Origin of the sequence: Ruminiclostridium papyrosolvens DSM 2782 (assembly GCF_029318685.1) — a bacterium.
Taxonomy (GTDB): domain Bacteria; phylum Bacillota; class Clostridia; order Acetivibrionales; family DSM-1351; genus Ruminiclostridium; species Ruminiclostridium papyrosolvens.
On the sequence record NZ_CP119677.1, the window covers coordinates 1,312,720 to 1,338,019 of the forward strand.

Here is a 25,300-nt window from a genome sequence, read left to right on the forward strand (position 1 = left end):
ATAGGTTTTTATTATCCATTATTTATAATCTAAATTACATACTTTATGAAGGAGGCTTTAACAATGGATTTAAAGGATTTACTCAAAAAGAATAAAAAGAAATCAACTAAAAAGCAGGCTGCTAAAAATGTTGCAATAGGTGCTGGAATAGGAACAGCAGTAGGTGTAGCCGCCGGAGTACTTTTAGCTCCCAAATCAGGAAAAGAAACAAGGGATGATATAGCTAAAGTAACAAAGGACACACTGGATAATGTTAAGGATGGCTTGAATACTGCAAAAGAGAAGATAGAAGATCTTATAAAAAAGGAAAAGGATTGCTGCTGTTGTACTGAAAACGAAGCTGCTGAAGAATGTGTATGCACTGAGGAAGAAAAGGCTGAATAAAAGCTTTTATACACGAAAGGAAGTTTACATATGTCTATTACTTTAGACCTGAGTGTTGTGGCATGGTTCATATTATTTTGTATAGCTGTTATAATAGGGGTACTTTTAATAATCGTTTTAAGAAATTGCTTAAAGATTACTGATAGGGTTAACAAAATTCTAGATGACAATGCTGACTCAGTGGGAAAGACACTGGAAGTTTTACCTAGCACTGTGGCAAATATAGATGAGCTGGCAAAAAGTGCAAAAGGGACTTTAGATAAAGCTACTTCAGTAGTAACAACAGTTGAGGATTCGGTATCTGAGACCATAGATTCGTTTTCTTTTAATGCTGAAAACATATTGAATATTATTAATATTGCAAGTTCTGTAGTTAAATCTATTATCAGTTCATTTTCTTCAAAGCACTAGTTCTGGCACAATGACTTTTAAGGGCACTCAAAGAAATATTTTTGAGTGCCCTTTATTATTAAACTAATAACTAATTTATTGTAAAAGCAAGTATTGTGTGATATTATTTACTTACAAATTCCTACCAATTAGTTGCATATTTTTACTAAAGAATTCAAATAACGTTACGAGGTGAAATACTGTGGATGGAAACATAAGGCTAAGTGCTACAGTTATAAGTTGTATGGGCAGCAGCTCAAACAAAGACGATTTTTATTTCAACGGCAGCTTCTCGAATTGCCATAATACACAGAGTATTCAGTGTTCTTTTGAAAAATCCTCAAGTAACTTCGTTTTTGCTGTTTCAGATTCTATGGGAGTTGATAATGGTGAAACGGATAGTATATCTGCTGTAAGAGAAATAAAAAGATATCACGAAACTGCCAAAAAGCAGCATTTTTCTCTTGAAGCTATTACCGAAAAAATATATGAGGCAGTTCAGCTTTCCAGTAATTTAATATATAGTAAATCCGTTATATCCAGCCAGAACAACCCAATATTAACAGGCTTTTCTTCGTTAATTATTGAAAACAACAGGGCTGTGATAATGAACCTTGGTAATAATGGCGCTTTTCTGTTCAGACACGGACTTCAAAAAGATATTTTTTCAAATGGCGAAAGCAGAAAAAACGAAAAGCTTAAATCACTTGGGATAACCCCAAACACCACAGAGTTATATAATGATACCGATAAGATTCTAAAAATAGCAGAGCAGGAATCTAAAACAAAAATAAAGCTATCCTCCAGCATAAATATAGAAGAAGGCGATGTCATTCTCCTATGCAGTGACGGAATTTTAAACAATTTAAACAGAAGCAGGATTGAAGCAGTTATTGATTCGGGCTTAGACCCTCAAAAAATGGCCAGTGTTCTTTTTCAGGAAGCATTCAAGAACGATATGGATGAAAGCTTAACACTTATGGTTGCTAAAGTTGAAGAGATAAGAAACATATCTTATGTACCTGTTCGAAAAATGGAAACCTTTGATATGGATGAAGATGAGGACGAAGACGAAATGTCCGATGAGCCGGACAAAAGCCATAATGCTGTTAACTATATATTGGGATTTATATGTGTTTTGATAATATCAGGAGTTTTATTTATGGGCTATCTCATAATTAGCAGCAAGGGCCTGTTTGCTTCTGACGGTAAGCAGGGGAATCCCACACAGTCAACCCAGACGGCAGCAAATACCACAGGCACACCGTTAGCTGCTGCAAATAGTACCGCAACAGCTTCGAACTCTCAATCGGTACCATCTAAAGATAGCGATAGTAAGGACATTGACAATAATGACAGTGACAGTAAGGTCAGCGATAAAAACGTTGATGATGGCAAGGTCTCGGATACAAAAACAGAACCTGTAAAACCTTCTAAACCTTCGGTTACAAAGTCTGAAACTAAACCCTCTAAAACTTCTGGCACTAAGTCAGAAACTGAACCATCCAAACCTTCCGGCACAAAGTCAGAAACTAATGAATATACGGTACACGTGGTTCAAAAAGGAGAGACTCTAAGCTCTATTAGCACCAAATATTACGGAACACCGTCAAAGTATACTGAAATATTAAAATTTAACAATATGAAAAATCCAAACAGCATTAACATTGGTGATGAATTGAAAATACCAAAAACAAAATAATGCATGAAATAAGAGGGAACAACCTGCGGTATAGGTTGCTCCCTTATTTTTTTATGTTAAAAAGGTTACAAAGCTGTTGGTTGTAAAATTATCCATACGAAAATAAAATAGTTATATAAAATATGGAACTTGAAAAATTTTATTGCGTCTAAGTTTTTGGTAGGATTTACATGCATTAAAATCAAATAAAAAACAAGAGGTGATTGTATTGAAAAAATTTATTTCAATGTTATTGGTGGTTGCTATATTAGCTGCTTTTATGATTCCTGTAATGGCAGCCGATAGTTCAACACAGGTAGACAAAGAGCTGCAAAACGCTATTAAGTTTGTAAAATCAAAGATTGACATTCCAAAAGAGTGCACTAAATTCAATTACAATATTTACAACAGAAATGACCAAATTGTATGGAGTCTTGGCTGGACTGATACGGAGTCACAAAAGAGTATTAATGTACAGGTAAATGAAGACAATTTTATATCATCCTACAATTCCTATGATAACCTGCAAAATGATAGTAAAAAAATACCTAAGTTCTCAAAAGAACAGGCAAATAAAGTAGCAGACGATTTTATAAACCATATGGATTCTACACTTCCGGGTAAGTTCAAACTTAATGACACAACTGCTAATGATTATAACGGAGGATATAGTGTTAACTATATCAGACAAGAAAACGGTATTAAGTTTAAGACTAACTTTATTAACGTAATAGTTAATTCGTATACCGGAAAAGTAACGGGGTATACATGTAATTACTCAAAAAACACAAAGTTTGAAGATGCTTCAAAGATAATAAGTCTCAATCAGGCTCAAAAGGCATTTGCTGAAAAACTTGGACTCAAACTTGTATACAAGGTTAAAACTGAGAAAGATAAGCCTGTAACATATCTTGTATATGTTCCAAAGACAACCAATAAGTACATAGATGCTATTACAGGAGACATTGAAACTTCAAATAGCAGAATGTATGAATACGGTGAGAGTGCCCTGGCAGAGAAAATGGCTGTGATGGATGCTGCAGGAGTAGTTTCCAATATTGCGCTTACCCCTGACGAACTGGATGCGGTAAACGGTATATCCAACCTTATTACAAAGGATGAAGCTGACAAGAAATTGCGCTCGATAGGCAACTTGAATCTTGACAGTTCATATAAATTGACAAATTCCTACTTAGGAAAAGATTGGAGAAACAGCAATTCACTTGCATGGACTTTGTCCTATTCTAAAGTATTGGACGAAAGTAAGAAGCTGACAAAATCAGTTCAGATTACTATAGATGCAAGAACAGGAGCGTTTATAGAATTCTGGAGCGATAATATGGCATCAGCAGGTGCTGTTCCTCAAAAGTCAGCAGAACAGGCAAAAGCAATATGTGACGAAGCATTAAAAACACTTTTGCCGGATGTTTATGCAAAAGTTAAATATGATAATTCTAATGTAACAAAGGATTCAAAGCTTGAAAACTCATATTCCTTCAGATATGTAAGAAACGAAAACGGATTGGAGTGTCCTGATAACTATATCTCTATTTCCTATGATAATCTGTTAGGAGAGATAAGAAGTTTTTATACTTACTGGGGAAAGGATTTGAAGTTTGCTGATCCTAAAAATGTAATATCGGTTGAAGAAGCAAATAAGGTATTGTTTAACAAAATTGGGTATGGAATACAATATATACCCGGTGATTCCGATTCAGATGATGATGTAAACATGGATTATAAACTTGGTGTATTAAATACTAAAAATGCTGTTCTGGGATATTTTTCAGACAGTTCAAAACCATGTAATATCAGTGCTGTTAACGGAGACATTCTGGATAATTCCGGTGAGGTATACAAAGACAACAAGATTGCTGACTATTTAGATATAAATGGAGTAAAAGCAGCTGATAAGGTAAGAGTATTGACACAGATGGGTATAAGATACGTTGAGGATGACCTTAAACCGACTAATTCACTGTTGCAAAAGGATTATTTTATTCTGCTTTCAAGATTGAACGATTTTTATTACATTGACAGATCAAGTAATGATGACAAAATGATTGAAAATATGTACAGCCAATTGATTAATCAAGGTATTATAACAAAGGAGGATAAAGCTCCGCTTTCAGTGATTACCAGAGAGGATGCAGCCAAGTATTTTATCAAATTCAAGGGTTTAAGTGATGTTGCTGAATTAAAAGGCATTTACAAAAGCAGTTTCAAAGATGCAAATAAAATAAACCCAAATCTTGTAGGATATGTGTGCCTTGCTACAGGGTTTAAAGCAATGAACGGCAGCAACGGAAACTTTATGCCAAAAAACAAAATGACAAGGTTGGATGGACTTATGACTATATACAACTTTTTGGCTGCTAAATAAATAAAAATACAAAAAAAAAGAGGGGACTGGCAAAATTGCCAGTCCCTTAAATAATAGGGATTTATCAAAAATATAGAAATAAGCATTAAAAATAACATGAATTAATACTCATGTTCATGTATAATTATACAACGATTAAAAACATAATTCAAGTAAAATTTTAATAATTTACCATAATAAATCACTAAAACAAAAATTACCAGAAAATGTAACAAATACTTTCTATTTTTATTTGACTATATTCTTTATGAAAGATAAAATTAAGGAAAATACATAAAATAAATACATGGAGGTATATAAAAAATGCTTACACACATTGTTTTATTCAAATTAAATGACAAGAGTGAAGAAACCATTCTAAAAACAAAAAACCTATTGCTTGGATTAAAGGAACAAATACCTTGTTTGAAATTTATAGAAGTTGGAGTAGACATTGTTCATTCTGAAAGGTCATATGATATAGCACTTTACACCAAGTTTGATTCAATGGCGGACATGGAGACGTATCAGGTTCATCCTGCACATCTTAAAGTCCTTGAGCATATAAAGCTTGTTAAGGAAGCAGCTGTTGCCATAGACTATGAAAGTTAAACAACTGCTGATTAATTAACTGATTAATTATGGGAGAAAAGAAATGAAAAAATATATTGCAACAGTTTTAGCATTGACAATTACTGCAGCGGTTGCTACAGGATGCGGGGTGAACAAATACTACTCGGGAAATAAGCATGCAAACTCAACAAACAGTACACCAGTAACTACTGCTACTCCTTCAAAGGCAGCTGTAGCTACACAAGCTCAAGCTGATAACTCTCAAAAACCCGAACCGATAAAAATTGACTATAATAAGGTTAAGCCCAACGAAGCGGGGCAAATAATGGTTGTTATGTTTCATAACTTTGTGGAAACATACCCAAAGGGGAAAAACGAATACACAACAACTTTTGCAGAATTTGAAAGCTTGCTGGACGAACTATACCAAAAAAATTACAGGCTCGTAAGCCTTGAAGACATGTTAAACAATAATATAGACGTCCCGGCAGGTTGTATTCCTATGGTTTTCACTTTTGACGACGGGACAGCAGGTCAATTTAATCTTGTTGAGCAGGACGGACAGCTTAAAGCAAACCCAAAGTCAGCGGTTGGTATAATGGAGGCATTTAACAGTAAACATCCTGATTTCGGATTGAAAGGTACATTCTATGTGAACCTTGGAGCAGAAACTTTTAAGGGTGGGGGGACAGTTCAGGATAGACTAAAATATTTGATTGATAAGGGTTTTGAAATAGGAAATCATACCAAGAGCCACGTATCATTGCCTGGTGTTAAAACTGCGGCAAAAATGCTTGAGGAAGTCGGGGGAAATCAGAAATTAATGGAAGAGTATGTACCCGGATACAAGTTTAAAGCATTTTCATTGCCATTCGGAAATGCGTCAAAGAGTTTAAAGGACTATGTTATTCAGGGTAACTACCAAGGTACGGAGTATAAACATAACTCCATAGTACTCGTAGGTGCAAATCCATCTCCATCACCCGTTTCGCCAAAGTTCAATCCTTTTGCTGTTCCAAGAGTAAGGTCTACGGGACAGGAGAAGGTGGACTGTGACCTTGCATGGTGGCTCAATGCCATGGAAAAAGGAAGTTCACAATATGTTAGTGACGGTAATGAGGCTACAGTGGTAGTCCCTGAATCAAAAAAGCAAAATGTTGATACTGCAAAACTAAACGGCAAGCAGTTGATTACCTACTAAAAGAATAGAATAGCTATAATTGATAAAAGCTGTCGGGCATTATGTCCGGCAGCTTTTTGCATGGAATAGGGTATAAAATTTGACTTGCCAAACCATACTTTATATAAATATTTATTACTTTATTTCCCTTGCTATATAAGCGATTAACTGGGCAAATACCCTTGATTTCCTTAGGGTTATGTATCTTAGCCAACTATAGACCAGATTTACAATAAAATACCAAATGTAGTATAATAGATGTAAATATATGGATAATATCTGCTGCTGTGTCACATAGAGAAGGAGTGAATAATTAATGGGTCAAAAACAAGTAAGAAAGATACAAACAGATATAGACGTAAAAAGAAAATCTGTAAAACAAGTGGTGCTTCATTTAAAGAAAAAGATTACTTCCGAATATATGGGGAGTGAGTATATAAAGGAATGGCTATTACAAATAGAAGAAATACTTGCAAAGGATGAATTTGATGTAAAGGAATATATTAAAGCAAGAAAGGAGCTGAATGACATAATAGAAAGAACCCTGGACGAGCAAATGAGGTTTAAACTCAGGGATTCATGGTTTAGTTTGGGTAGAGCGCTGGAAAAGAAGGTGAAAATTAACTAAACATATCAGTACTAAAGATAAATCGGAGGTGAAAATGTTTAGAAAAAGACGCAAATTAATTGCTCGCAAGGAAATGGAAGTAATAGACGTAATTAAAAGGGATATAGAAACGGAGTTATTAAAAAAAGGAGTACGTGTATCGTGTATGAATTTAAACATAAATTCGGACAGAATATCCATGAATATCTTACTTAACAGCAGCAGAAGGCTGGCATAGCCTATTATTGATATCGACAAATCGAAGTAGTAGGGGACAAGACAAGTTCTTTATTGACATAATATTGGAACTATAATATAATCTAATTTACAAATTAAACAAGCGCTTTCACTCATTACCGGATGAGTGACTATAAGGCATTCAAGACTTAATCGTAGGTACGGTGTTTCGACACTATAAGATTTAGTTTTGGATGCCTATTTTGTTGGAAAGGAAGAAGTATGGATATTAAAGTGTACGAACAATTACCAGAGGATACAAAATACATCCGCAGAAACGTGTTTATTGAGGAGCAAGGATTTGAAAACGAATTTGATGATATTGATGATATGTCTACACATATTTTGATATATGAATCATCTGATCCCGTTGCTACTTGCAGGCTTTATTATAATGATGAAAGGCAAAACTATGTCATAGGACGTATTGCAGTTCTGAAGAAATTTAGAGGGAAGAATTATGGAGATGAGTTGATTAAAATGGCAGAACAAGAAATTGTAAAAATGCAAGGGAAAACTGTCCATTTAGCAGCACAAGTCAGAGTATCTGCGTTTTATAAGAAAAATGGTTATATTGCATTGGACGAAGTTCATATTGATGAAGGATGCATGTCCTTCAAAGCAAGATGCTGCAGATGTAATTTATATAGTGCTAGGTTAATATGGATCTTCTGCTTTTGAATGAGCAAAAGCCTGAATGTAGTCTTTTGATAAAATGCACATAATACTGTATGATATATTTAACAACCTATGGAGAAATACGATGAATAGTAAAAAAATGCTGGCGGAGTCGCTAGAGAAACTGCTGATGAAAAAGAACCTTGATGACATTCCGGTCAGTGAAATTGTAGTAGGAACATCTCTCTCCCGTAAGACCTTCTACCGTCACTTTAGAGATAAATATGACCTTGCAAGCTGGTACTTTGCCCAATTTTACGAAGCCAGTTTTGGTCGTATAACGACTGGACTTACTTGGGAGGAGGCATTATTGCACTATCTCGACATTTATCAGGAAAAATATATTGTCTTAAAAAATGCTTATGCAAGCCGTGATGTTAACGGCCTTCGTGCTTATGATATTTCAGTTACGAAAAAAACATATGAGAAATATTTGACAATTAAGGGTGCTGATATCAATTCAGAGACAATGCGCTTTGCAATAGATATAGCTTCTTGTGGTGGTACTGACATGGTTATCAAGTGGCTGCTTAGCGGAATGAAAATGGAAAAGGGCAAACTGGTCTGCTTACTTAAACAAACTTTACCAAACGATATTTTAAAATATATTGATTGATAGAAAGTCACAAAATGACACATATGTGACTTTTTGTGACTTTACCTTTACTGATTCCTCTATTACAATTAAATAAAACTAAATTATGCAAAAGTTATGAAAGGAAGAAGTAGGTCAGTTTTAATCATTCAGAGAGCATCTGGTTGGTGAGAAGGTGCAGATGAACTGGTTCGAATACATCCTGGAGCTGCTACCTGAATTGATAGTAGGGTCTGATGGGTACGCCCGATACAGCGTGTGAGTGTCTTTGCACTCGATGAGGGGAATTTTGTGAAGAATTTCCGAGTCAGAGGTGGTATCGCAATGTCTGCCCTCTGTTCCAATTGGAGCAGGGGGTATTTATATTTTAAGCATTTGGAAAAGGAGATGTTATAATGAAAATTTACGATGAACTTGTAGCCCGTGGCTTAATTGCCCAAGTTACCGACGAAGAAGAAATTAGAGAACTTATTAATAGTGGCAAAGCAACATTTTATATCGGATTCGATCCAACTGCGGATTCTTTGCATGTTGGCCATTTTATGGCACTATGCCTTATGAAACGCTTGCAGATGGCTGGAAACAAACCTGTAGTCCTTTTAGGCGGCGGAACTGGCTACATCGGTGACCCGTCCGGCCGTACTGACTTGCGTTCTATGATGACACCTGAGACAATTCAGCATAATTGCGATTGCTTTAAGAAACAGATGGAAAGATTCATTGAATTCGGTGATGACAAGGCAATTATGGTTAACAATGCAGACTGGCTCTTAAAGCTGAATTACATTGAATTACTTCGTGATGTAGGAGCTCACTTCTCTGTAAATAATATGTTACGTGCAGAATGTTATAAGCAGAGAATGGAAAAGGGTCTGTCTTTCTTGGAACTCAACTATATGATTATGCAATCCTACGATTTCTATTATCTATATCAGAATTATGGCTGTAATATGCAGTTTGGTGGCAACGACCAATGGTCTAATATGTTGGGCGGTACTGAACTAATTCGCCGTAAGTTAGGCAAAGATGCCTATGCAATGACTATTACACTATTAATGAATTCTGAAGGGAATAAGATGGGAAAGACTGCAAAAGGTGCTGTGTGGCTTGATCCCAATAAAACCACACCTTTTGAATTCTACCAGTATTGGCGTAATGTTGGTGATGCTGATGTTCTAAAGTGCATACGTATGCTTACCTTCTTGCCACTTGAACAGATTGATGCAATGGACAAATGGAAAGGTAGTCAACTAAATGAAGCTAAGGAAATTCTGGCGTATGAACTGACTAAGTTGATTCATGATGAAGAAGAAGCCCAAAAAGCAAAGGACGCTTCTCATGCTCTCTTTGCAGCTGGAACTGATGATTCACACATGCCAACTACTGAAATTGAAGTAGAGCATCTTGTCGATGGTGTTATAGGTATTTTGGATTTGATCACGGCGTGTAGATTAACGGCTTCTAAGAGTGAAGCAAGACGTCTGATTCAACAGGGCGGTATATTTATTAATGATGCAAAAGTTGAATCCATTGATTGTAATATTACTTCGAAACAATTGAAAAACGGTGTTAAAATACGTAAAGGAAAGAAAACTTACCATAAGGTTTTGATAAAGTAAAGAATTAATGATAAATATTATAAGGTTTAGAAAACATTGAAATATCCAATTTACTATGCTTAATATGCCGAATAGGCAATTTGCAGTTATTTTAACTGAATATAACAGACCAGTCCACGTTGTTAGCAACACATGGTTTTTTGGATGAGAAGCATACTGCGGCGAAAATATTTATTTGTTTCGCCGCCCTAAAACTGCAGATTAGCGAATATAATCCATATTTGGTTTAGTATAGTTAATAAGCATTTTTATACGAATATAGATTAATCGCCTTTGTAAGAGGGCTATTTTTGGCAAAGAATAATGTTATGTATACCTTGTTAACCTTAGAAATTTTAGAAAACACAAAATTTGGGAAACTCCCATTTATCCTAAACGTCCTTGATACATAATTGATAATTTGCCATAAACCTTCTCCAAATTTCGTATTGGCATAGTCCATTTTTTCACAGGCTCTATCTTTACAAATTATTGATTAATCTTAATAGGGATAAACGTATTCGTTTTCTGGTTTTATTGTATTTTCTACTTTGTCAGCTTTAATTGCAGGAGTTTTTTGACCTTTATAATCAATTGCCTTTATAGTACCGGTTACTTTTATCCAGCTATCTTTTTTCAGCTCAGATGCTTTTACGTATTGGCACAATAATCCCATTGGCTGTAGGTCGGCGGTACAACATGCCATCATCAGCCTTGCCGGAACAAACTCGTTTTCTCTTAATTCTTTATCCTTAAAAACAAACCCTATAATCTCAATTTTTTTGCCTTCATATTTACTCATGTTGGTGTAGATTTCCTCTATCCATTGTACAAAATTATTATCCCTTACAAAAATAGTATCGTCTTGAAGCTTTAAAGCACTGTCCGTTGTATCAGGAACTGTTTGTACAAAATCTGTTGTGGAGGAACTTTGGCTGTTGTCTGTATTTGTTAATGTAACATCGCCAAAAGCCATAGAAGTTGAGTTCATTGATTTTGCGGGAAGTGAAAATGCCATGAAGAGGGGTAACAGAAAAAACAAATATGGTGTTAAGCTGACTTTCCTTCTGGGCTTAAAAATGTCCCGGCATAGGAATAATGAAATAATAACCATTACTACGATGCAAAATTTAACATATGGCACAATACGAGGATTCACATAGAGCTGAATCTTTCCAGTATGTATGATTATAAAGAAAAATAATGCAAACCCTAATAGAATAAATATTTTTAACACGGCATCAAGGTTTACCCTGTTTGAGCGAGATATGAGCATAAGAAATCATCCTCCGTAAAATAATACTGAAATTAATAGAAAAAATGAAAGAACAATTAAGGCCAATACAAATATAACAAAAACCAAATTTATGACAAACTGTTTTTTAAAGTTTCCAAGCAGCATCAGAAGGTTTTTTACATCAAGCATTGGCCCAACTATCATAAAGCCCATCACTGCCCCCATAGGAAACTGATTAACAAAGGTTCTGGCAATAAAGGCGTCCGAGGTTGAGCAAACGGACAGCAAAAATGCTGATAACATCATGATAATCAACGAAACTATATTACCGCCGCCTATATTTGATAATATGTCTTTAGGTAGTAATGTCTGTACCATACCGGATAAAAATGCACCTATAATGAGAAATCGCCCTACTTCAAAAAATTCTGCACCTGCATGTCTGAAAATTGCATCAACTTTTCCTGTAAAGCCGTTAGTAACAGTACTGTCCCCACAATAACCACATCGGCACATAATGCTATCTAAGCTATTTAAGGTTACTGACTTTTCCTCTGAGAAAAATAAAAAGGTCATTCCAACAGCTAAAGCAATAAAAATACCCAGAAACAGCCTGAAAAATACGATTGAAGGCTGTCCGGGAAAAGCATAAAATGTCGAGGCTATAACAAGGGGATTAACAATTGGAGCAGCAAGCATAAAGGTCAGTGCCGTGGGAAGGGGAACTCCCTTTTTTACAAGCCTTGCAGCTATTGGAACAATCGCACAGTCACACACAGGGAAGAGAAAGCCTGCAAAGATTGCAACTATAAAGCCAATTCCGTTTTTCTTGGGAAAAAATTTAACGATTCTTTCATTTGAAACAAAAACCTGTATGATTGATGAAATAATAACACCAAAAAGTATAAAGGGGAAAGCCTGAATTAAAATACTCAAGAAGACGGTATTAATCACTTGAAACCGTGAGAGGTCAATAGCTGCCAACTTAAAATCTAACGTCATTAAAACAGTATGGGTAAAGTATCCGACAACCAAAAAGAAAAATACCGCAAATAATATATCGGAAGGTTTTCTCTGTTTTATGAGTTTATGCTCCTTATGCTCTAAGGAGGAGTTTCTGACGATTTCCGCCGTTTTATTGATTGCTTTAAGCGTTCTTTCCACATTAGTTAACTGTGTTTTTGAATACCCTTCTGAATTATTCAGAATAATTGTATCAGAATTAGAGATTTGCTCAATAAGAATTGACCCCATATTGTTCATAAAAACGTCAAAGGTTGCAGCATCAATCATATGTACTATTGTTCCTATAACACAGTTCTTCCTGATGCTGCGCTCATTAAGTATATTTAAAAGGTCTTCAAGCTTTTCCATTCCATTATGCTCAATAATAATTCTTTGTGGCAGATGTTTTTTGATAACCTCACTGATATAATTGCTGTCAAAGCTGCTATTCTTAACTACGCTCTTTAAATATACATTTTTTCCCTCTATAATCTGATTATCAATTTCTATTTCTCCTGTTTCACATTGAAGGATTACAATCCTGCCTTTTGAAAGTCTGTAACTTTCAAGTAGCTCATTTATAAAAGTAGTTTTACCTGAGCCCAAAAAACCTGTAACTATGTCTATTTGTGTTTTCATAAAATAAACTCCTCTTAGGCTTTAACCTGAAACAGATTATAAAGTTCATCTTTTTTTAAGTTTTTTCCGATAATACACAAGCTCCCTGTGTAATTGGCTTTTGTGTTTTTTATATCAAATTCTCCGGGAACATAATCAAACTGAACCCATTTATTCTGAGCTAACTGCAGTATACCCTTAGCCCTTAATATTGCTCCGAAAAGCTTTTCATTTTCCAGAGCCTTAATTTTTGTATTTAATTCTTTTTCCTCAAATATTTTAGGTGTTTCTATTCCCCAGACATCAAAGACCTCGCTTGCACTGTGATTATGGGAGTGTTCATGGTGACAACCGCATTTACAGTCTTTGTGATGAACATGTGTGTCAGTTAGTTGATGTACTAAGGAAACCGATGTATCCTGCTCAGCTACAGATATGATATGCTCTGAAGGAAGAGCTTCCCAAGGTGTTGTTATAATATTTGCACTAGGATTTGATTCACGAATAGAAGCTGCAATAGCTTCCAGCTTCTTGTTATCTACCTTCTGAGACCTGCTTAAAATAATAGTTTTGGCATGATTAATCTGGTTTTCAAAGAATTCACCAAAGTTTAATTTATACATTTGGTACTTTAATGCATCTACAACGGCTATTAGCATGTTTATTGTTAATATTTCTTGTAGTTTTGGTGTATCGCAAGCTTTTATAACATCCGACAATTTACCTACCCCTGAAGGCTCAATAATAATCCTGTCAGGCGTATATTTCATAATGACTTCTTGGATTGCTCTGGTAAAGTCTCCGACAAGGGTACAGCAAATGCAGCCGGAATTAATTTCCCTGACTTCGATGCCGCTATTTTTAAGAACACTGCCATCAATACCCACTTCTCCAAATTCGTTTTCAATTATCACAACTTTTTCAGTATGTAATTTTTCTTCCAGCATCTTTTTTATAAGTGTGGTTTTGCCTGCACCTAAAAACCCTGAAATTATATCAACTTTTGATTTCATTATCTAATCCTCCATGGGCTAAAAGGTTTGCATAATTTAGACAAACCTTTTTATAATTCTATTATAAATTAATGAAATTTATTATTATTTTGCTTTAAAAGCTTAAGCATTTAAAAAATGCAAATGCAAATGGTTTGCATTTGCATAAAATTATACACCTTTTTTTGAAATAAAAAAACATTTCCGCAAAAAAATATATTTTTATATAAAGTTAAATAGAAAATGCTTTATACCATATTCTGTTATAATATATTGTGAAAAAGAATACTGTTTAGGAGAATGACTTATGCTTAAATATGAAGAAAAATTTCATTTTGATAAGAACTATAAAAAGTTGCAGAACGGTGGTTTTGTACATAAAGCAATTGCGCTTGTATGGGGAATAACAGGATATGTTCTGCTGTATTATCTTTTTAAATATATATTCAATTGTATTGGGGATTTTCAGCCTTGGAATAACTTCAAGATATTGCTTAACATTGGTGACGTGAAATTAATAAAAAGTGATTTGGCATACTTTGTATGGGGACTTATTATAGCCTGTTATGGCACAATAAGATTATCAAAAATTACATCTCAAAATCACAGTGCAAAAAATAAAGAAAACAGTATCCCCCACAAACTGCTGACGACGGGCTACTATACAAAAGTTCGGCATCCCATGTATGGAACATTTATCATTCTAGAGGCAGGTTTTCTGCTTTCACTTCGTTCATTTACCGGAATGATAATTGCACTGATAGTGGTTATGGTTCAATACGTAAATGCCGGTTTTGAAGAAAAAAAACGGCTCATCCCAATCTTTGGAGAAGAGTATAATCAGTACACAAAAAAAGTCAGCCACAGGTTGTTGACAAGGCCTGAGATTATAGTCTTAATATTAGCTTTACTACTGAGTGGGGCGGGATTCATTAATTAACCTTAAAAATAATTAGCTTATTCTTATAATGCATTGATATATTCATCCCGGAAAAGATAGCGACTTAGCATCTGTATCAGCTCTTTTATTATAGCTGCTTTATCATAGGGGATTTCATAAAACTGTACTTCATGTATGACAGCCTCAATGCATGTCTGCAGTATAAAACTGACTGTATCAAGGTTTGTTATTCTTAAATAATTCTCATATTTCTGCAACAATAAAAGTATTTTTTCTGTTGCAATGGCACGGTAATTATCATCCAATTTTCGAAATTCTGCATTTTGATAGGACAAGGAAGTTATTTCTCTCTGAAAATTGGTCATATATGTGTGTCCCTCCATAATCAGATTTACATATCGCTCTAGTAGCACAATAGGAGAATCAGAGGGAGAAAGAACTTCAGGCGTAATCTGACTGAGAATTTTCGTGTATAAGTCACCTACCAGCTCATCATAGATAGCTTTCTTATCAGAAAAATAGTTGTATAGAGTTCCAATAGAAATACTGGCGCTTTTGGCAATTTCGTTGGTACTTACATTATGGTATCCTTTTTCTGAAAAAAGTTTTATTGCCACATTTTTGATTTTTTCTTTTTTTTCTTGACTGCGCTTTTGTACAGGCTTACGTACTTCTCTTTCCATTTATAGTTTACCTTTCTAATTATCATGAAATATTTATTGTTGATAGTGTAGCATAGTACTATTAAAAAATAAATGAGTAATAACTCATATTTTTGTTGACAAGGCAGTTAGCCAATGCTAACATAAAACATGAGTACTAGCTCATGTTACTAAAATAATGGAGGTTTTATATGAGTTTTATTAATTTTAGTCATGTTACAAGGGAATATAAATCAGGGGTAAATGTAATAAAAGCATTGGATAATGTAAGTCTTTCCATTGATAGTGGCCACTTTACTGTTATTTTGGGGCCATCTGGTTCGGGAAAATCAACATTACTAAACTTACTTGGGGGAATGGATTATGTTAGTTCCGGGGAAATCCAGGTGGGAAAACGTCAGGTTTCTAGTTTGAATGAAAAGGAAATGACTATATACAGAAGGGAGGATATTGGATTTGTTTTTCAGTTTTACAACCTGATTCCAAACCTTACGGCTTTTGAAAATGTAGATATTTCCTCTAAGCTTTCAAAATCCCCAATACAAGCAAATGATGCGTTACAGGCTGTTGGTTTAAGTTCAAGGGCAAATAATCTGCCGGCTCAGATGTCCGGTGGTGAATTACAAAGAGTCTCAATTGCCAGAGCACTTTGCAAGAATCCAAAACTCTTACTTTGTGATGAACCTACAGCTGCACTAGACAGCCAGAATGGAAAAATGATATTGATAATCCTTCAGTCAATGGCAAAGAAATATGGTAAATCTGTTGTACTTGTCACACATAATGCAGCAATAGCACCCACAGCAGATAGATTAATCCGATTGAAGGATGGTAAAGTGCAAGAAATTGTAGATAATACCAATCCGTTATCAATGGAGGAGGTGGAGTTGTGATGAAGTATCTGAACAAGAAATTTATCAGAGACATAAAAATCTTGTGGCCACAATTCTTATCTGTCCTAATAATGGCAATGATATCAGTTACAATCTATTCGGGAATGAGTGTTGTGTGGACGGGGATGAACCAGTCTTATGAAGAGTATGCAAAGGATAGCCATTTGTCAGATGCATTTGTATCGGGAAGTAACATTAGCGAGAAACAGATGGGCAAAATACGTAATCTGAATTATGTAAATAAAGCAGAGCCTTCCATGGCAATAAAGGTATTGGTTAATAAAACAGAAGAGGAGTCAGATATTCTAATCAATACATTTTCATCAAATACTTTAAAAGTTATGAATCCTGTTATAAGAAGCGGGAAACCCTTAGCTTCCGGGGATGGAATATGGCTTGATGAGGATTATGCCAATACCCACGCATTAAAAGCAGGGGATAAATTAAAAATATACATAGGGAATACACACAGGGATATTAAGATTAATGGAACAGCGTTGCAGTCTGAAAACATTTTCTTTATTACTTCACCTACCGAAAGTATCCCGAATCACCTACAGCATGGATATGCATATATCAGTGAAACCTTCGCAAAAGAGCTATTTGGTGAGGTAGTATATAATCAGGCAAGAGTACAGGTGAAGCCATCCTATAACTTATCGAAAGAACAATTTCGAGATGACATGTCTGATATATTGGGTGCTGACATGTATTCTTCAACATTGAAGGAAGACAAGATTTCCATAGCGCAGGTACGGGATGAACAGGCTCAGATAAAAAAGATGGCAATTCTTTTCTCCGCAGTTTTTATACTGTTATCTATTTTATCAATGTATACAACAATGAGCCGGCTTGTCAATAATCAAATTGTTCAGATAGGTACGATGAAATCACTTGGTTATTCTAACAGTCAAATCTATTTTCATTATGGATTATATGGGTTTTTGGTTGCATTAATTGGAAGTATAGGAGGTATGTTGACCGGATATTTTGCAATTGCAAAAATGATTATGGGAATCAAACAATCAACTTTGACCTTGCCCCAATGGAATAAAGTAGTAGGCATAGATTGTTTAATCCTTATTCTGATTATCATCTTTATATGTACTATTTCTTCGTTGCTGACAGTGAGAAAAGTAACAAAAACTGTTCCGGCATTAACTATTCGCGGAATATTAGAAAATAAGGTTGAAAGTACAAAAGAGCTGAAAAAATCAAGAATGTCTTATAAGTGGCTGTGGACTTTTCGTGCAATTAAAGTACATCCGGTGCGTTACTTTATGGCTGTAATCGCTGTTATAGGAAGTATTGTGCTTATGGTTGCAGGTGTAGGAATATGGGATTCTCTATCCGATTCTTATAGTCAGGTATTTGAAAGACAATATGATTATCAATATGCAGGCAATATACAGGGACAGTCATATGAGCAGGTGAGAGCTGCTTTTGGCAAATACAGTGTACAGCTTGCAAAAGTTGATTCGGCAACCTTTTCATATAAAAATAAAGAAAAGGAAGGCGTGTTTTTAGCTTTGGATGCCGGGCATCAAATTAATTTATTTGAACACGGAACCGGGAAGAGGATTGATTTGTATCAGCAGGATGCAGTAATCACCTACAAGATGGCACAACTATTAAATATAAAAAACGGTGATGTTCTGGGCTATACAATTAGTAATACATCAGAGCTGAAGAAGATAAAAATTACTGCAATTGCGGATGCAAAATTACCACAGGGAATTTTTGTAGCAAAGAATAAGAGTGATGAATTTATACCTAATACAATTTATTTTGAAGATTCAGATGGATATTCCTTTGCAAAAGACCAGCCTTATATAAGTGGTCTTATATCCATTGACCAACAAAAAAATAATATGGATGATATGATGGAAAGTGTTCATTCTATTATGTACATTCTGATATTTGCTTCACTGGTATTAAGTGCAGTTATTTTATATAGTCTTGGTATTCTAACGTTTATCGAACGGTATCGTGAATATGCAACAATGAAAGTTCTGGGATTTTATGAAAAGGAGATTGTTGGTATGGTGTTTATTGAATGCTGTCTCAATCTTATTCCCGGATTGTTGATTGGTATTCCGCTGAGTATTCAATTTTTAAAGGTTTATGTAAATGTAGTTTCTATGGATAATATGGAATGGACTCCATATGTTTCAACGTTACATTTTGGAGTTATTTTAGGGGTGGTAATTATGTTTTCAGTTTTCATTAGCTTATTAGTTTGTGAAAGAATAAAAAGGGTTAATATGGTAGAAGCTTTGAAATCAGTAGAATAGTTCGCCGGAAACTGTGTTTCGTACAATCTATGGAATTGATGCACATAATAAAGCCCATTGGAAGGCATTTTAGCTTCTCAATGGGCTTTGAAATTACTAGACATGTTTTTTAGCTATTGAGACATGGCGATATTTGTCACTCCATTAACGACTTCTCCCATATTATTCATTTGATTACACATTATTTCAATATTATCAGTAGAGAGCGCTGAAATAACTGTAAAGGCTGTACGTTTAGCTACATTATGGGGTAAAAGAAAATATTTTTCAAAATGGTGACATACTATTTGATAATATTGACTGTATTGAGATGCTATAGCTTTTCCTTCTTCCATCAGAAAAACAGAACCAACCTTAGTTTTTTTGATTAACTTCATAGCACATAGTGTTTGCAGCATGGTGTGAACACTTGGCTTTGATATGCCGAGATTTTTTGCAATATCCACACATCTGATTCCTGTATTACATATGTCAAGATGATATATGGTAATCAGATATTTGATTTGAGAGGCAGTTAATGTTTGCTTTTTTTTAGTCACTATTTACCTCCGAATAAGAGTGCTTTCTACTTTTTTTATGACAGATGTCATTGAGTGGGCAGCTTAAACACTCGCAGCCGCAGGAGGATTATATAGTTTTTCCTCCTTACGGCTTAGGGTTTAAGCTTTAACATAGTCTTATGCTCTTATATTTGCTTTGTTTTTCAAGGTGTTGGGATCTTTATAAGGTTTAAGCAACATATACAGCATCAGTGTAACAAGGATAAATGCAGCAATTGCACCGATTATGCTGCCGTGACCTGTGAAAAGTGTTCCCAACTGATAGATAATAAGTGATACCACGTAGGCAAAAACGCACTGATAACTTATAGCAAAGAATGTCCATTTTGCACTGTTCATCTCCCGTTTGATAGCTCCGATAGCTGCGAAACATGGAGCACACAAAAGATTGAATACAAGGAAGGAATAGGCAGCAAGAGGAGTAAATACTTCACGCATGTTGGTCCATATCTGCCAGCCGTTTTCAGCTACTTCATCAAAGCCGCCGAATAGTACACCAAAAGTACCTACAACATTTTCTTTTGCGATAAGTCCTGTTATTGAGGCAACTGCACCTTGCCAGTGACCCCAGCCGAGAGGTTTAAATATCCATGCAATTGCGGAACCGATGGCGGCAAGGATACTCTTATTCATATCGACCATGCCAAAAGAACCGTTTTTCCAGCCGAAGTTAGAGGTGAACCAAACGAAGATAGTAGCAAGCAGAATAATTGTTCCGGCCTTTTTAATAAAGGACCAACCACGTTCCCACATGGAACGTAATAAATTTCCAACAGTCGGTAAGTGGTAGGCGGGAAGTTCCATAACAAATGGGGCAGGGTCTCCTCTGAACATTGTCATCTTTTTCAGCATGATACCTGAAAAGATAATAGCAGCAATACCAACAAAGTAAGCACTTGGAGCAACCCACCATGCACCTCCAAATAATGCACCTGCAATAAGAGCAATGATTGGGAGCTTTGCACCACAGGGGATGAAAGTAGTTGTAATTATGGTCATTTTACGGTCTCGGTCATTCTCAATTGTTCGGGAAGCCATGATACCCGGAACACCGCATCCTGTGCCGATGAGCATTGGTATAAAAGATTTTCCTGAAAGACCGAATTTCCTGAAAATTCTGTCCATAACAAAAGCAATACGTGCCATATATCCGCATGCTTCAAGGAAGGCAAGTAAGAGGAATAGAACCAGCATCTGGGGAACAAAGCCAAGAACTGAACCAACACCTGCAACAATACCATTCAGTATAAGTCCCTGTAACCAGTCGGCACAGTTTATACTTTCCAGCCAGTCCCCCAGCAATTTTGGAATACCGGGAACCCACACTCCGTAACTGGCCGGTTCGGGTTCTTCCATTGCGGCTACAGACATATATTTCTCATATGTAACCGGAATTTTTTCTTCAACCTTACCGTCATCATCATAAATATAGGCGGTTGTTGTTAAATCCTTTGCTTTATCGGCTTGAAGGCCGGAATCTTTTGCAGCGGACTCAAATGCACTCTTGATTGCGCCGGGCTCAGCATATTCTTCAACAGCTTGTTCATATGCCGAAGAGCCTACTCCCAACAGGCGCCAGCCGTCACTGAATAAACCGTCGTTGACCCAATTTGTAGCCCATGTACCTACAGTAGTAATAGAAAGAAAATACACTATAAACATGATGGTGCCAAAAATTGGAAGAGCTGCCCAGCGATTAGTTACAACCTTATCTATTTTGTCCGAGGTTGAAAGCTTTCCGGCATTCTTTTTCTTGTAGCAGCCCTTGAGTATGGATGCTATATAGATATATCTCTCGTTGGTAATTATGCTTTCAGAGTCATCATCCAATTCTGCCTCCGCCGCTTTAATATCTTGCTCAATGTGGCTGAATACTGATTTGTCAAGGTTAAGCTGAGCCAACACCTTTTCATCACGCTCAAAAATCTTAATAGCATACCATCTCTGCTGCTCGGCAGGCATATTGTGTACCGCAGCTTCCTCAATATGGGCAAGGGCATGCTCAACAACGCCGTTAAAGCTATGCATCGGAACAGTCTTTGTTGATTTAGCTGCCTCTATGGTTGCCTCAGCCGCTTCCATAATCCCGGTGCCTTTAAGAGCCGAAATTTCAACAACCTTACAGCCAAGCTGACGGGAAAGTTCTCCCACGTTAATCTTGTCACCGTTTTTATTTATGACATCCATCATATTTATTGCAACTACCACCGGTATACCAAGCTCAGTTAATTGGGTGGTTAGATAAAGGTTACGCTCAAGGTTGGTACCGTCTATAATGTTCAGTATAGCGTCGGGGCGTTCCTTTATAAGATAATTACGTGCCACTACTTCCTCCAGTGTATACGGTGACAGAGAGTAGATACCCGGTAAATCCATAATTATTACATCATTATGCTTTTTTAGCTTACCTTCTTTTTTCTCAACAGTTACACCGGGCCAGTTTCCCACGAACTGATTGGAACCTGTCAATGCATTGAACAGAGTTGTTTTACCACAATTCGGATTGCCTGCAAGTGCAATCTTAATTCCCATGTTATGCTCCTCCTTTTTTATGTTAGCGTCTGCTAACCGTGTTTTCAAAAAAAATAGGGTATACCCTAAAAAACTTACTCAACTTCAATCATTTCCGCATCGGATTTGCGGATGGAAAGTTCGTACCCTCTAACATTGATTTCAACCGGATCTCCAAGAGGTGCTACCTTACGAATATGAACGTCAACACCTTTGGTAATACCCATATCCATGATTCGACGTTTAAGTGCACCTTCACCGTGGAGCTTTACAACTTTAAGAGTTTCTCCGACCTTTGCCTGTTTCAGTGTTTTCATATTTATATCCTCCTTACATAAAATACGGATAACTAAATCATTATTTTAGAAGCCATTTCCTTACTGATTGCTACACGAGCTTCCTTTACATTAACTATTACATTTCCTCCAATGGTAGAAATGATAGTTACATTCCCACCAGGGACAAACCCAAGATTCTCAAGATGTTTTTTTACTTCAGGATTTCCGCCGACTTTTTTTATCAAATTTTCTTCTCCGGCATTTGCTAATGTTAACGGCATCATATGTCATCCTTTCTTATTCACTTATTACTTTAGTTAGCTTCAACTAACTAAAGCACTTAAAAAATGGTTAGTCGATGCTAACCGAATATAGAATACTGCTTTATGATTTATTTGTCAATAGGTTTATTTAAAATTTTAACGCCGTGGCATGAGTTTTAAGTTTTTATCATTCCAAAATGATATTGACAATCTTTATCAGTTAGGTTATACTAACTTTGCAAGTTAGCATAACCTAACTGGTTTGTTAATATATTAAAAAAGAGGTTACTATATATGACACTGAATAAGTTAATTACAGGTACGGCTGCGGTTATAACAAAAGTCGGTGGTGAAGGTGTTTTACGCTGCAGATTGCTTGATATGGGAATCATACCTAAAACCAAAGTGGTCAAAACCAAGGTTGCTCCTTTAGGTGATCCTATAGAAATACGGATTCGGGATTATACTCTTACAATTCGTATGGAGGATGCTGAGAAGATTGAAGTTAAGCAGTTAGTCGGGGAGGACTGATGGTATATGATATTTGCATTGGTAGGAAATCAAAACTGCGGTAAAACAACTCTGTTTAATCAGCTGACAGGATCAAATCAGCATGTCGGAAATTTCCCCGGTGTGACTGTGGACCAAAAAGTAGGCGAGATACATAATCAAAAGAACGTATCAGTGGTGGACTTACCGGGGATATATTCTATTCGTCCGTATACCAACGAAGAAATCGTAACTCGGGATTTTATTCTTAACAATAAACCTGATGGTATTATAAATATTGTCGACGCTACTAATATTGAACGAAATCTGTACCTGACGTTACAGCTTATCGAAATGGGCATACCTATGGTACTGGCCTTAAACATGATGGATGAGGTACGAGGAAATGGAGGAACAATTGATATCGGCAAAATGTCAGGTAAACTGGGGATACCAATTGTGCCTATAAGTGCTTCTAAAAACGAAGGAATAGATGAACTGATAGACAAAATTATATCTACTTCAAAAAACAAGATATACCCCAACAAAATTGATTTTTGCGAGTCAGGTCCTGTTCACAGGTGCATACATGCCGTATCGCATCTTGTAGAAGATCACGCAGAAAACTGTGGGATGTCATCCAGATTTGCAGCAACTAAAATAATTGAAGGCGATTCAGATATTATTTCAAAGTTGGAACTTAATCAAAATGAACTTGAAATGATAGAGCACAGTATTGTTGAGATGGAAACTGAACATGATATGGACAGAAATGCTGCTCTTGCTGATATGAGATATAGTTTTATTGAGAAAGTGTGTGAAAACACAGTTGTAAAGTGCAAGGAAAGCAAGGAACATGTCAGAAGTGTTAAGATAGATAACGTTCTAACCAATAAATTCCTGGCTATCCCTATTTTTCTGGGAATTATGTTCACCATCTTCTGGCTTACCTTCAATATAATCGGAGCTTCATTAAGCGACCTTCTTGCTTTGGGTATTACTGCTCTGACAGATATTGTCGATGCCGGATTGACCAAATACGGCATAAACCCCATAGTTCATAGTCTTGTAATAGATGGAGTATTTGCAGGAGTGGGAAGTGTTTTGAGTTTTCTGCCACTGATTGTTACATTGTTTTTCTTCCTCTCTATACTTGAGGATACGGGGTATATGGCACGAGTAGCGTTTGTTATGGATAAGCTTATGCGTAAAATAGGCTTGTCAGGCAGAAGCTTTGTACCGATGCTTATTGGTTTTGGGTGCACTGTTCCGGCAGTAATGGCAACACGAACACTGCCATCTGACAGAGATAGAAAAATGACTATAATGCTGACACCGTTTATGAGCTGTTCTGCTAAGATTCCAATATATGCAGTATTTACCGCTGCTTTTTTTGCCCGTTATCAGGCACTTGTGATGATTGGACTTTATGTCACCGGTATATTAACAGGAATTCTGGTAGCACTTATTTCCAACAGAACTGCATTTCGTGGAAAACCTGTTCCTTTTGTTATGGAACTTCCGAATTACCGTTTCCCTTCTGCCAAGAGTGTAGTGCTTCTAATGTGGGATAAGGCAAGAGACTTTATACAGAAGGCATTTACTGTTATATTTATTGCAACTGTAATTATATGGTTTTTACAGACCTTTGACAGCAGGCTGAATGTAGTTTCAGACAGCGCAAACAGTCTTCTTGCCATGGTAGGAAAGCTGATTGCACCGATTTTTACTCCTTTGGGGTTTGATGACTGGCGTGTTTCTACTGCACTGATTACGGGATTTACTGCCAAAGAGGCAGTTATAAGTACCATGAGCGTATTAACAGGTACAACCATTGATAACTTGAACACTACTTTGAGTTCATTATTTTCACCACTTACGGCAGTGAGCTTTTTGGTATTTACATTGCTGTATACACCGTGTATTGCAGCTGTAGCAGCAATCAGAAGAGAGCTGAACTCACGGCTTCAGACGGTTGCAATAGTTGTGTTACAATGCGGTGTTGCCTGGGGAGCAGCATTTATAATATATAAACTGTGCAGTCTGATTTTTTGAGGTGAGTCTATGAAATTTCTGGATTATATACTTATAGCATTAGTATTAATATGGCTTGTAGCTGCTTTTCGTCATATGATAATTCTGAAGAAGCAGGGGAAAAGCCTATGCTGCGGAAGTTGTGGCTCAAGTTGTAAAAAATGTAATGTTAAACAGAAAAGTTAAAGTTTCTCTATTAAAAAAGAGTGCTTAAATGAAAGGTTGCCAAAAATACCTCGGTTGACTTTTTTGTTAAAATCATGTAATATACCAAACAG

General features: G+C 36.1%; 24 protein-coding genes and 1 other annotated feature. Of the genes, 16 read left to right on the plus strand and 8 right to left on the minus strand.

Annotated features, from left to right (window positions below):
• Positions 1-63: 63 nt before the first annotated feature.
• The 11 genes from P0092_RS05845 (at position 64) to tyrS (ending at position 10,306) form a co-directional block, all read left to right on the plus strand.
• Positions 64-384, plus strand: a complete 321-nt coding sequence (locus tag P0092_RS05845; RefSeq protein WP_004617061.1) for a YtxH domain-containing protein — start codon at positions 64-66, stop codon at positions 382-384.
• Between the two features lie 30 nt (positions 385-414).
• The gene (locus tag P0092_RS05850) at positions 415-795 is read left to right on the plus strand and encodes a hypothetical protein (protein ID WP_004617062.1); all 381 of its coding nucleotides are present in this window, start codon (positions 415-417) and stop codon (positions 793-795) included.
• A 181-nt stretch (positions 796-976) separates the two neighbouring features.
• A complete protein-coding gene (locus P0092_RS05855) occupies positions 977-2,476 on the plus strand; it encodes a LysM peptidoglycan-binding domain-containing protein (RefSeq protein ID WP_004617063.1) in 1,500 nt (499 codons plus the stop codon).
• Positions 2,477-2,675: 199 nt separating this feature from the next.
• Positions 2,676-4,838 carry a DUF4901 domain-containing protein gene (locus tag P0092_RS05860; RefSeq protein WP_242831715.1) on the plus strand — a complete coding sequence of 721 codons (2,163 nt, stop codon included), beginning with the start codon at positions 2,676-2,678 and terminating at the stop codon, positions 4,836-4,838.
• 303 nt (positions 4,839-5,141) lie between these two features.
• Positions 5,142-5,429: a Dabb family protein gene (locus P0092_RS05865; protein WP_004617068.1), complete on the plus strand. Its 288-nt coding sequence runs from the start codon at positions 5,142-5,144 to the stop codon at positions 5,427-5,429.
• Between the two features lie 43 nt (positions 5,430-5,472).
• The gene (locus tag P0092_RS05870) at positions 5,473-6,591 is read left to right on the plus strand and encodes a polysaccharide deacetylase family protein (RefSeq protein WP_004617070.1); all 1,119 of its coding nucleotides are present in this window, start codon (positions 5,473-5,475) and stop codon (positions 6,589-6,591) included.
• A gap of 295 nt (positions 6,592-6,886) precedes the next feature.
• On the plus strand, positions 6,887-7,198 hold the full coding sequence (locus P0092_RS05875) for a hypothetical protein (RefSeq protein ID WP_004617072.1): 312 nt from the start codon (positions 6,887-6,889) through the stop codon (positions 7,196-7,198).
• A gap of 34 nt (positions 7,199-7,232) precedes the next feature.
• Positions 7,233-7,415, plus strand: a complete 183-nt coding sequence (locus P0092_RS05880) for a hypothetical protein (protein ID WP_004617074.1) — start codon at positions 7,233-7,235, stop codon at positions 7,413-7,415.
• A gap of 221 nt (positions 7,416-7,636) precedes the next feature.
• A complete protein-coding gene (locus tag P0092_RS05885; protein WP_004617076.1) occupies positions 7,637-8,095 on the plus strand; it encodes a GNAT family N-acetyltransferase in 459 nt (152 codons plus the stop codon).
• A gap of 82 nt (positions 8,096-8,177) precedes the next feature.
• Positions 8,178-8,708 carry a TetR/AcrR family transcriptional regulator C-terminal domain-containing protein gene (locus P0092_RS05890; protein ID WP_004617078.1) on the plus strand — a complete coding sequence of 177 codons (531 nt, stop codon included), beginning with the start codon at positions 8,178-8,180 and terminating at the stop codon, positions 8,706-8,708.
• 87 nt (positions 8,709-8,795) lie between these two features.
• Positions 8,796-9,026: a binding site (T-box leader), on the plus strand.
• Positions 9,027-9,082: 56 nt separating this feature from the next.
• Positions 9,083-10,306 (plus strand): tyrosine--tRNA ligase, encoded by a 1,224-nt coding sequence (gene tyrS / locus P0092_RS05895; protein WP_004617081.1) that lies wholly within the window; start codon positions 9,083-9,085, stop codon positions 10,304-10,306.
• A gap of 481 nt (positions 10,307-10,787) precedes the next feature.
• Here tyrS and P0092_RS05900 read toward each other — a convergent pair whose 3' ends face one another.
• The 3 genes from P0092_RS05900 to P0092_RS05910 are packed head-to-tail and all read right to left on the minus strand — an operon-like array spanning position 10,788 to position 14,158.
• On the minus strand, positions 10,788-11,561 hold the full coding sequence (locus tag P0092_RS05900) for a TIGR03943 family putative permease subunit (protein ID WP_004617084.1): 774 nt from the start codon (positions 11,559-11,561) through the stop codon (positions 10,788-10,790).
• A 6-nt stretch (positions 11,562-11,567) separates the two neighbouring features.
• On the minus strand, positions 11,568-13,166 hold the full coding sequence (locus tag P0092_RS05905) for a permease (RefSeq protein WP_004617086.1): 1,599 nt from the start codon (positions 13,164-13,166) through the stop codon (positions 11,568-11,570).
• Positions 13,167-13,180: 14 nt separating this feature from the next.
• On the minus strand, positions 13,181-14,158 hold the full coding sequence (locus P0092_RS05910) for a CobW family GTP-binding protein (protein WP_004617088.1): 978 nt from the start codon (positions 14,156-14,158) through the stop codon (positions 13,181-13,183).
• Between the two features lie 286 nt (positions 14,159-14,444).
• On the opposite strand from P0092_RS05910, the gene P0092_RS05915 reads away from it, so the two are divergent.
• Positions 14,445-15,077 (plus strand): methyltransferase family protein, encoded by a 633-nt coding sequence (locus tag P0092_RS05915; RefSeq protein ID WP_004617089.1) that lies wholly within the window; start codon positions 14,445-14,447, stop codon positions 15,075-15,077.
• Positions 15,078-15,100: 23 nt separating this feature from the next.
• Here P0092_RS05915 and P0092_RS05920 read toward each other — a convergent pair whose 3' ends face one another.
• On the minus strand, positions 15,101-15,721 hold the full coding sequence (locus P0092_RS05920; RefSeq protein ID WP_004617091.1) for a TetR/AcrR family transcriptional regulator: 621 nt from the start codon (positions 15,719-15,721) through the stop codon (positions 15,101-15,103).
• Positions 15,722-15,891: 170 nt separating this feature from the next.
• Between P0092_RS05920 and P0092_RS05925 the strand changes: the two genes are divergently transcribed.
• On the plus strand, positions 15,892-16,593 hold the full coding sequence (locus tag P0092_RS05925) for an ABC transporter ATP-binding protein (RefSeq protein WP_004617096.1): 702 nt from the start codon (positions 15,892-15,894) through the stop codon (positions 16,591-16,593).
• Positions 16,593-18,887: an ABC transporter permease gene (locus tag P0092_RS05930; protein WP_004617099.1), complete on the plus strand. Its 2,295-nt coding sequence runs from the start codon at positions 16,593-16,595 to the stop codon at positions 18,885-18,887. The genes P0092_RS05925 and P0092_RS05930 overlap by 1 nt, the downstream gene beginning before the upstream one ends.
• Positions 18,888-19,000: 113 nt before the next feature.
• Here the strand turns inward: P0092_RS05930 and P0092_RS05935 are convergent, their stop codons facing one another.
• The 4 genes from P0092_RS05935 to P0092_RS05950 form a co-directional block, all read right to left on the minus strand.
• Positions 19,001-19,426, minus strand: a complete 426-nt coding sequence (locus tag P0092_RS05935; protein ID WP_004617101.1) for a metal-dependent transcriptional regulator — start codon at positions 19,424-19,426, stop codon at positions 19,001-19,003.
• Between the two features lie 138 nt (positions 19,427-19,564).
• A complete protein-coding gene (gene feoB / locus P0092_RS05940; RefSeq protein ID WP_004617103.1) occupies positions 19,565-21,979 on the minus strand; it encodes a ferrous iron transport protein B in 2,415 nt (804 codons plus the stop codon).
• A gap of 74 nt (positions 21,980-22,053) precedes the next feature.
• The gene (locus P0092_RS05945) at positions 22,054-22,275 is read right to left on the minus strand and encodes a FeoA family protein (RefSeq protein WP_004617105.1); all 222 of its coding nucleotides are present in this window, start codon (positions 22,273-22,275) and stop codon (positions 22,054-22,056) included.
• Positions 22,276-22,307: 32 nt separating this feature from the next.
• Entirely contained in the window at positions 22,308-22,520 is a 213-nt protein-coding gene (locus P0092_RS05950) for a FeoA family protein (RefSeq protein WP_004617106.1), read from the minus strand.
• A gap of 273 nt (positions 22,521-22,793) precedes the next feature.
• Here P0092_RS05950 and P0092_RS05955 point away from each other — a divergent pair, with 273 nt between their 5' ends.
• Both P0092_RS05955 and feoB (P0092_RS05960) read left to right on the plus strand, forming a co-directional pair.
• Positions 22,794-23,030 (plus strand): FeoA family protein, encoded by a 237-nt coding sequence (locus tag P0092_RS05955; RefSeq protein WP_004617108.1) that lies wholly within the window; start codon positions 22,794-22,796, stop codon positions 23,028-23,030.
• A gap of 6 nt (positions 23,031-23,036) precedes the next feature.
• Positions 23,037-25,043 (plus strand): ferrous iron transport protein B, encoded by a 2,007-nt coding sequence (gene feoB / locus P0092_RS05960; RefSeq protein ID WP_004617111.1) that lies wholly within the window; start codon positions 23,037-23,039, stop codon positions 25,041-25,043.
• Positions 25,044-25,300 lie beyond the last annotated feature (257 nt).

Coding starts and splice junctions, on each gene's coding strand:
- P0092_RS05845 (WP_004617061.1), top strand. CDS start 64: ATGGATTTAAAGGATTTACTCAAAAAGAATAAAAAGAAATCAACTAAA.
- P0092_RS05850 (WP_004617062.1), top strand. CDS start 415: ATGTCTATTACTTTAGACCTGAGTGTTGTGGCATGGTTCATATTATTT.
- P0092_RS05865 (WP_004617068.1), top strand. CDS start 5,142: ATGCTTACACACATTGTTTTATTCAAATTAAATGACAAGAGTGAAGAA.
- P0092_RS05870 (WP_004617070.1), top strand. CDS start 5,473: ATGAAAAAATATATTGCAACAGTTTTAGCATTGACAATTACTGCAGCG.
- P0092_RS05875 (WP_004617072.1), top strand. CDS start 6,887: ATGGGTCAAAAACAAGTAAGAAAGATACAAACAGATATAGACGTAAAA.
- P0092_RS05880 (WP_004617074.1), top strand. CDS start 7,233: ATGTTTAGAAAAAGACGCAAATTAATTGCTCGCAAGGAAATGGAAGTA.
- P0092_RS05885 (WP_004617076.1), top strand. CDS start 7,637: ATGGATATTAAAGTGTACGAACAATTACCAGAGGATACAAAATACATC.
- P0092_RS05890 (WP_004617078.1), top strand. CDS start 8,178: ATGAATAGTAAAAAAATGCTGGCGGAGTCGCTAGAGAAACTGCTGATG.
- tyrS (WP_004617081.1), top strand. CDS start 9,083: ATGAAAATTTACGATGAACTTGTAGCCCGTGGCTTAATTGCCCAAGTT.
- P0092_RS05900 (WP_004617084.1), bottom strand. CDS start 11,561: ATGCTCATATCTCGCTCAAACAGGGTAAACCTTGATGCCGTGTTAAAA.
- P0092_RS05905 (WP_004617086.1), bottom strand. CDS start 13,166: ATGAAAACACAAATAGACATAGTTACAGGTTTTTTGGGCTCAGGTAAA.
- P0092_RS05910 (WP_004617088.1), bottom strand. CDS start 14,158: ATGAAATCAAAAGTTGATATAATTTCAGGGTTTTTAGGTGCAGGCAAA.
- P0092_RS05915 (WP_004617089.1), top strand. CDS start 14,445: ATGCTTAAATATGAAGAAAAATTTCATTTTGATAAGAACTATAAAAAG.
- P0092_RS05920 (WP_004617091.1), bottom strand. CDS start 15,721: ATGGAAAGAGAAGTACGTAAGCCTGTACAAAAGCGCAGTCAAGAAAAA.
- P0092_RS05925 (WP_004617096.1), top strand. CDS start 15,892: ATGAGTTTTATTAATTTTAGTCATGTTACAAGGGAATATAAATCAGGG.
- P0092_RS05930 (WP_004617099.1), top strand. CDS start 16,593: ATGAAGTATCTGAACAAGAAATTTATCAGAGACATAAAAATCTTGTGG.
- feoB (WP_004617103.1), bottom strand. CDS start 21,979: ATGGGAATTAAGATTGCACTTGCAGGCAATCCGAATTGTGGTAAAACA.
- P0092_RS05945 (WP_004617105.1), bottom strand. CDS start 22,275: ATGAAAACACTGAAACAGGCAAAGGTCGGAGAAACTCTTAAAGTTGTA.
- P0092_RS05950 (WP_004617106.1), bottom strand. CDS start 22,520: ATGATGCCGTTAACATTAGCAAATGCCGGAGAAGAAAATTTGATAAAA.
- P0092_RS05955 (WP_004617108.1), top strand. CDS start 22,794: ATGACACTGAATAAGTTAATTACAGGTACGGCTGCGGTTATAACAAAA.
- feoB (WP_004617111.1), top strand. CDS start 23,037: ATGATATTTGCATTGGTAGGAAATCAAAACTGCGGTAAAACAACTCTG.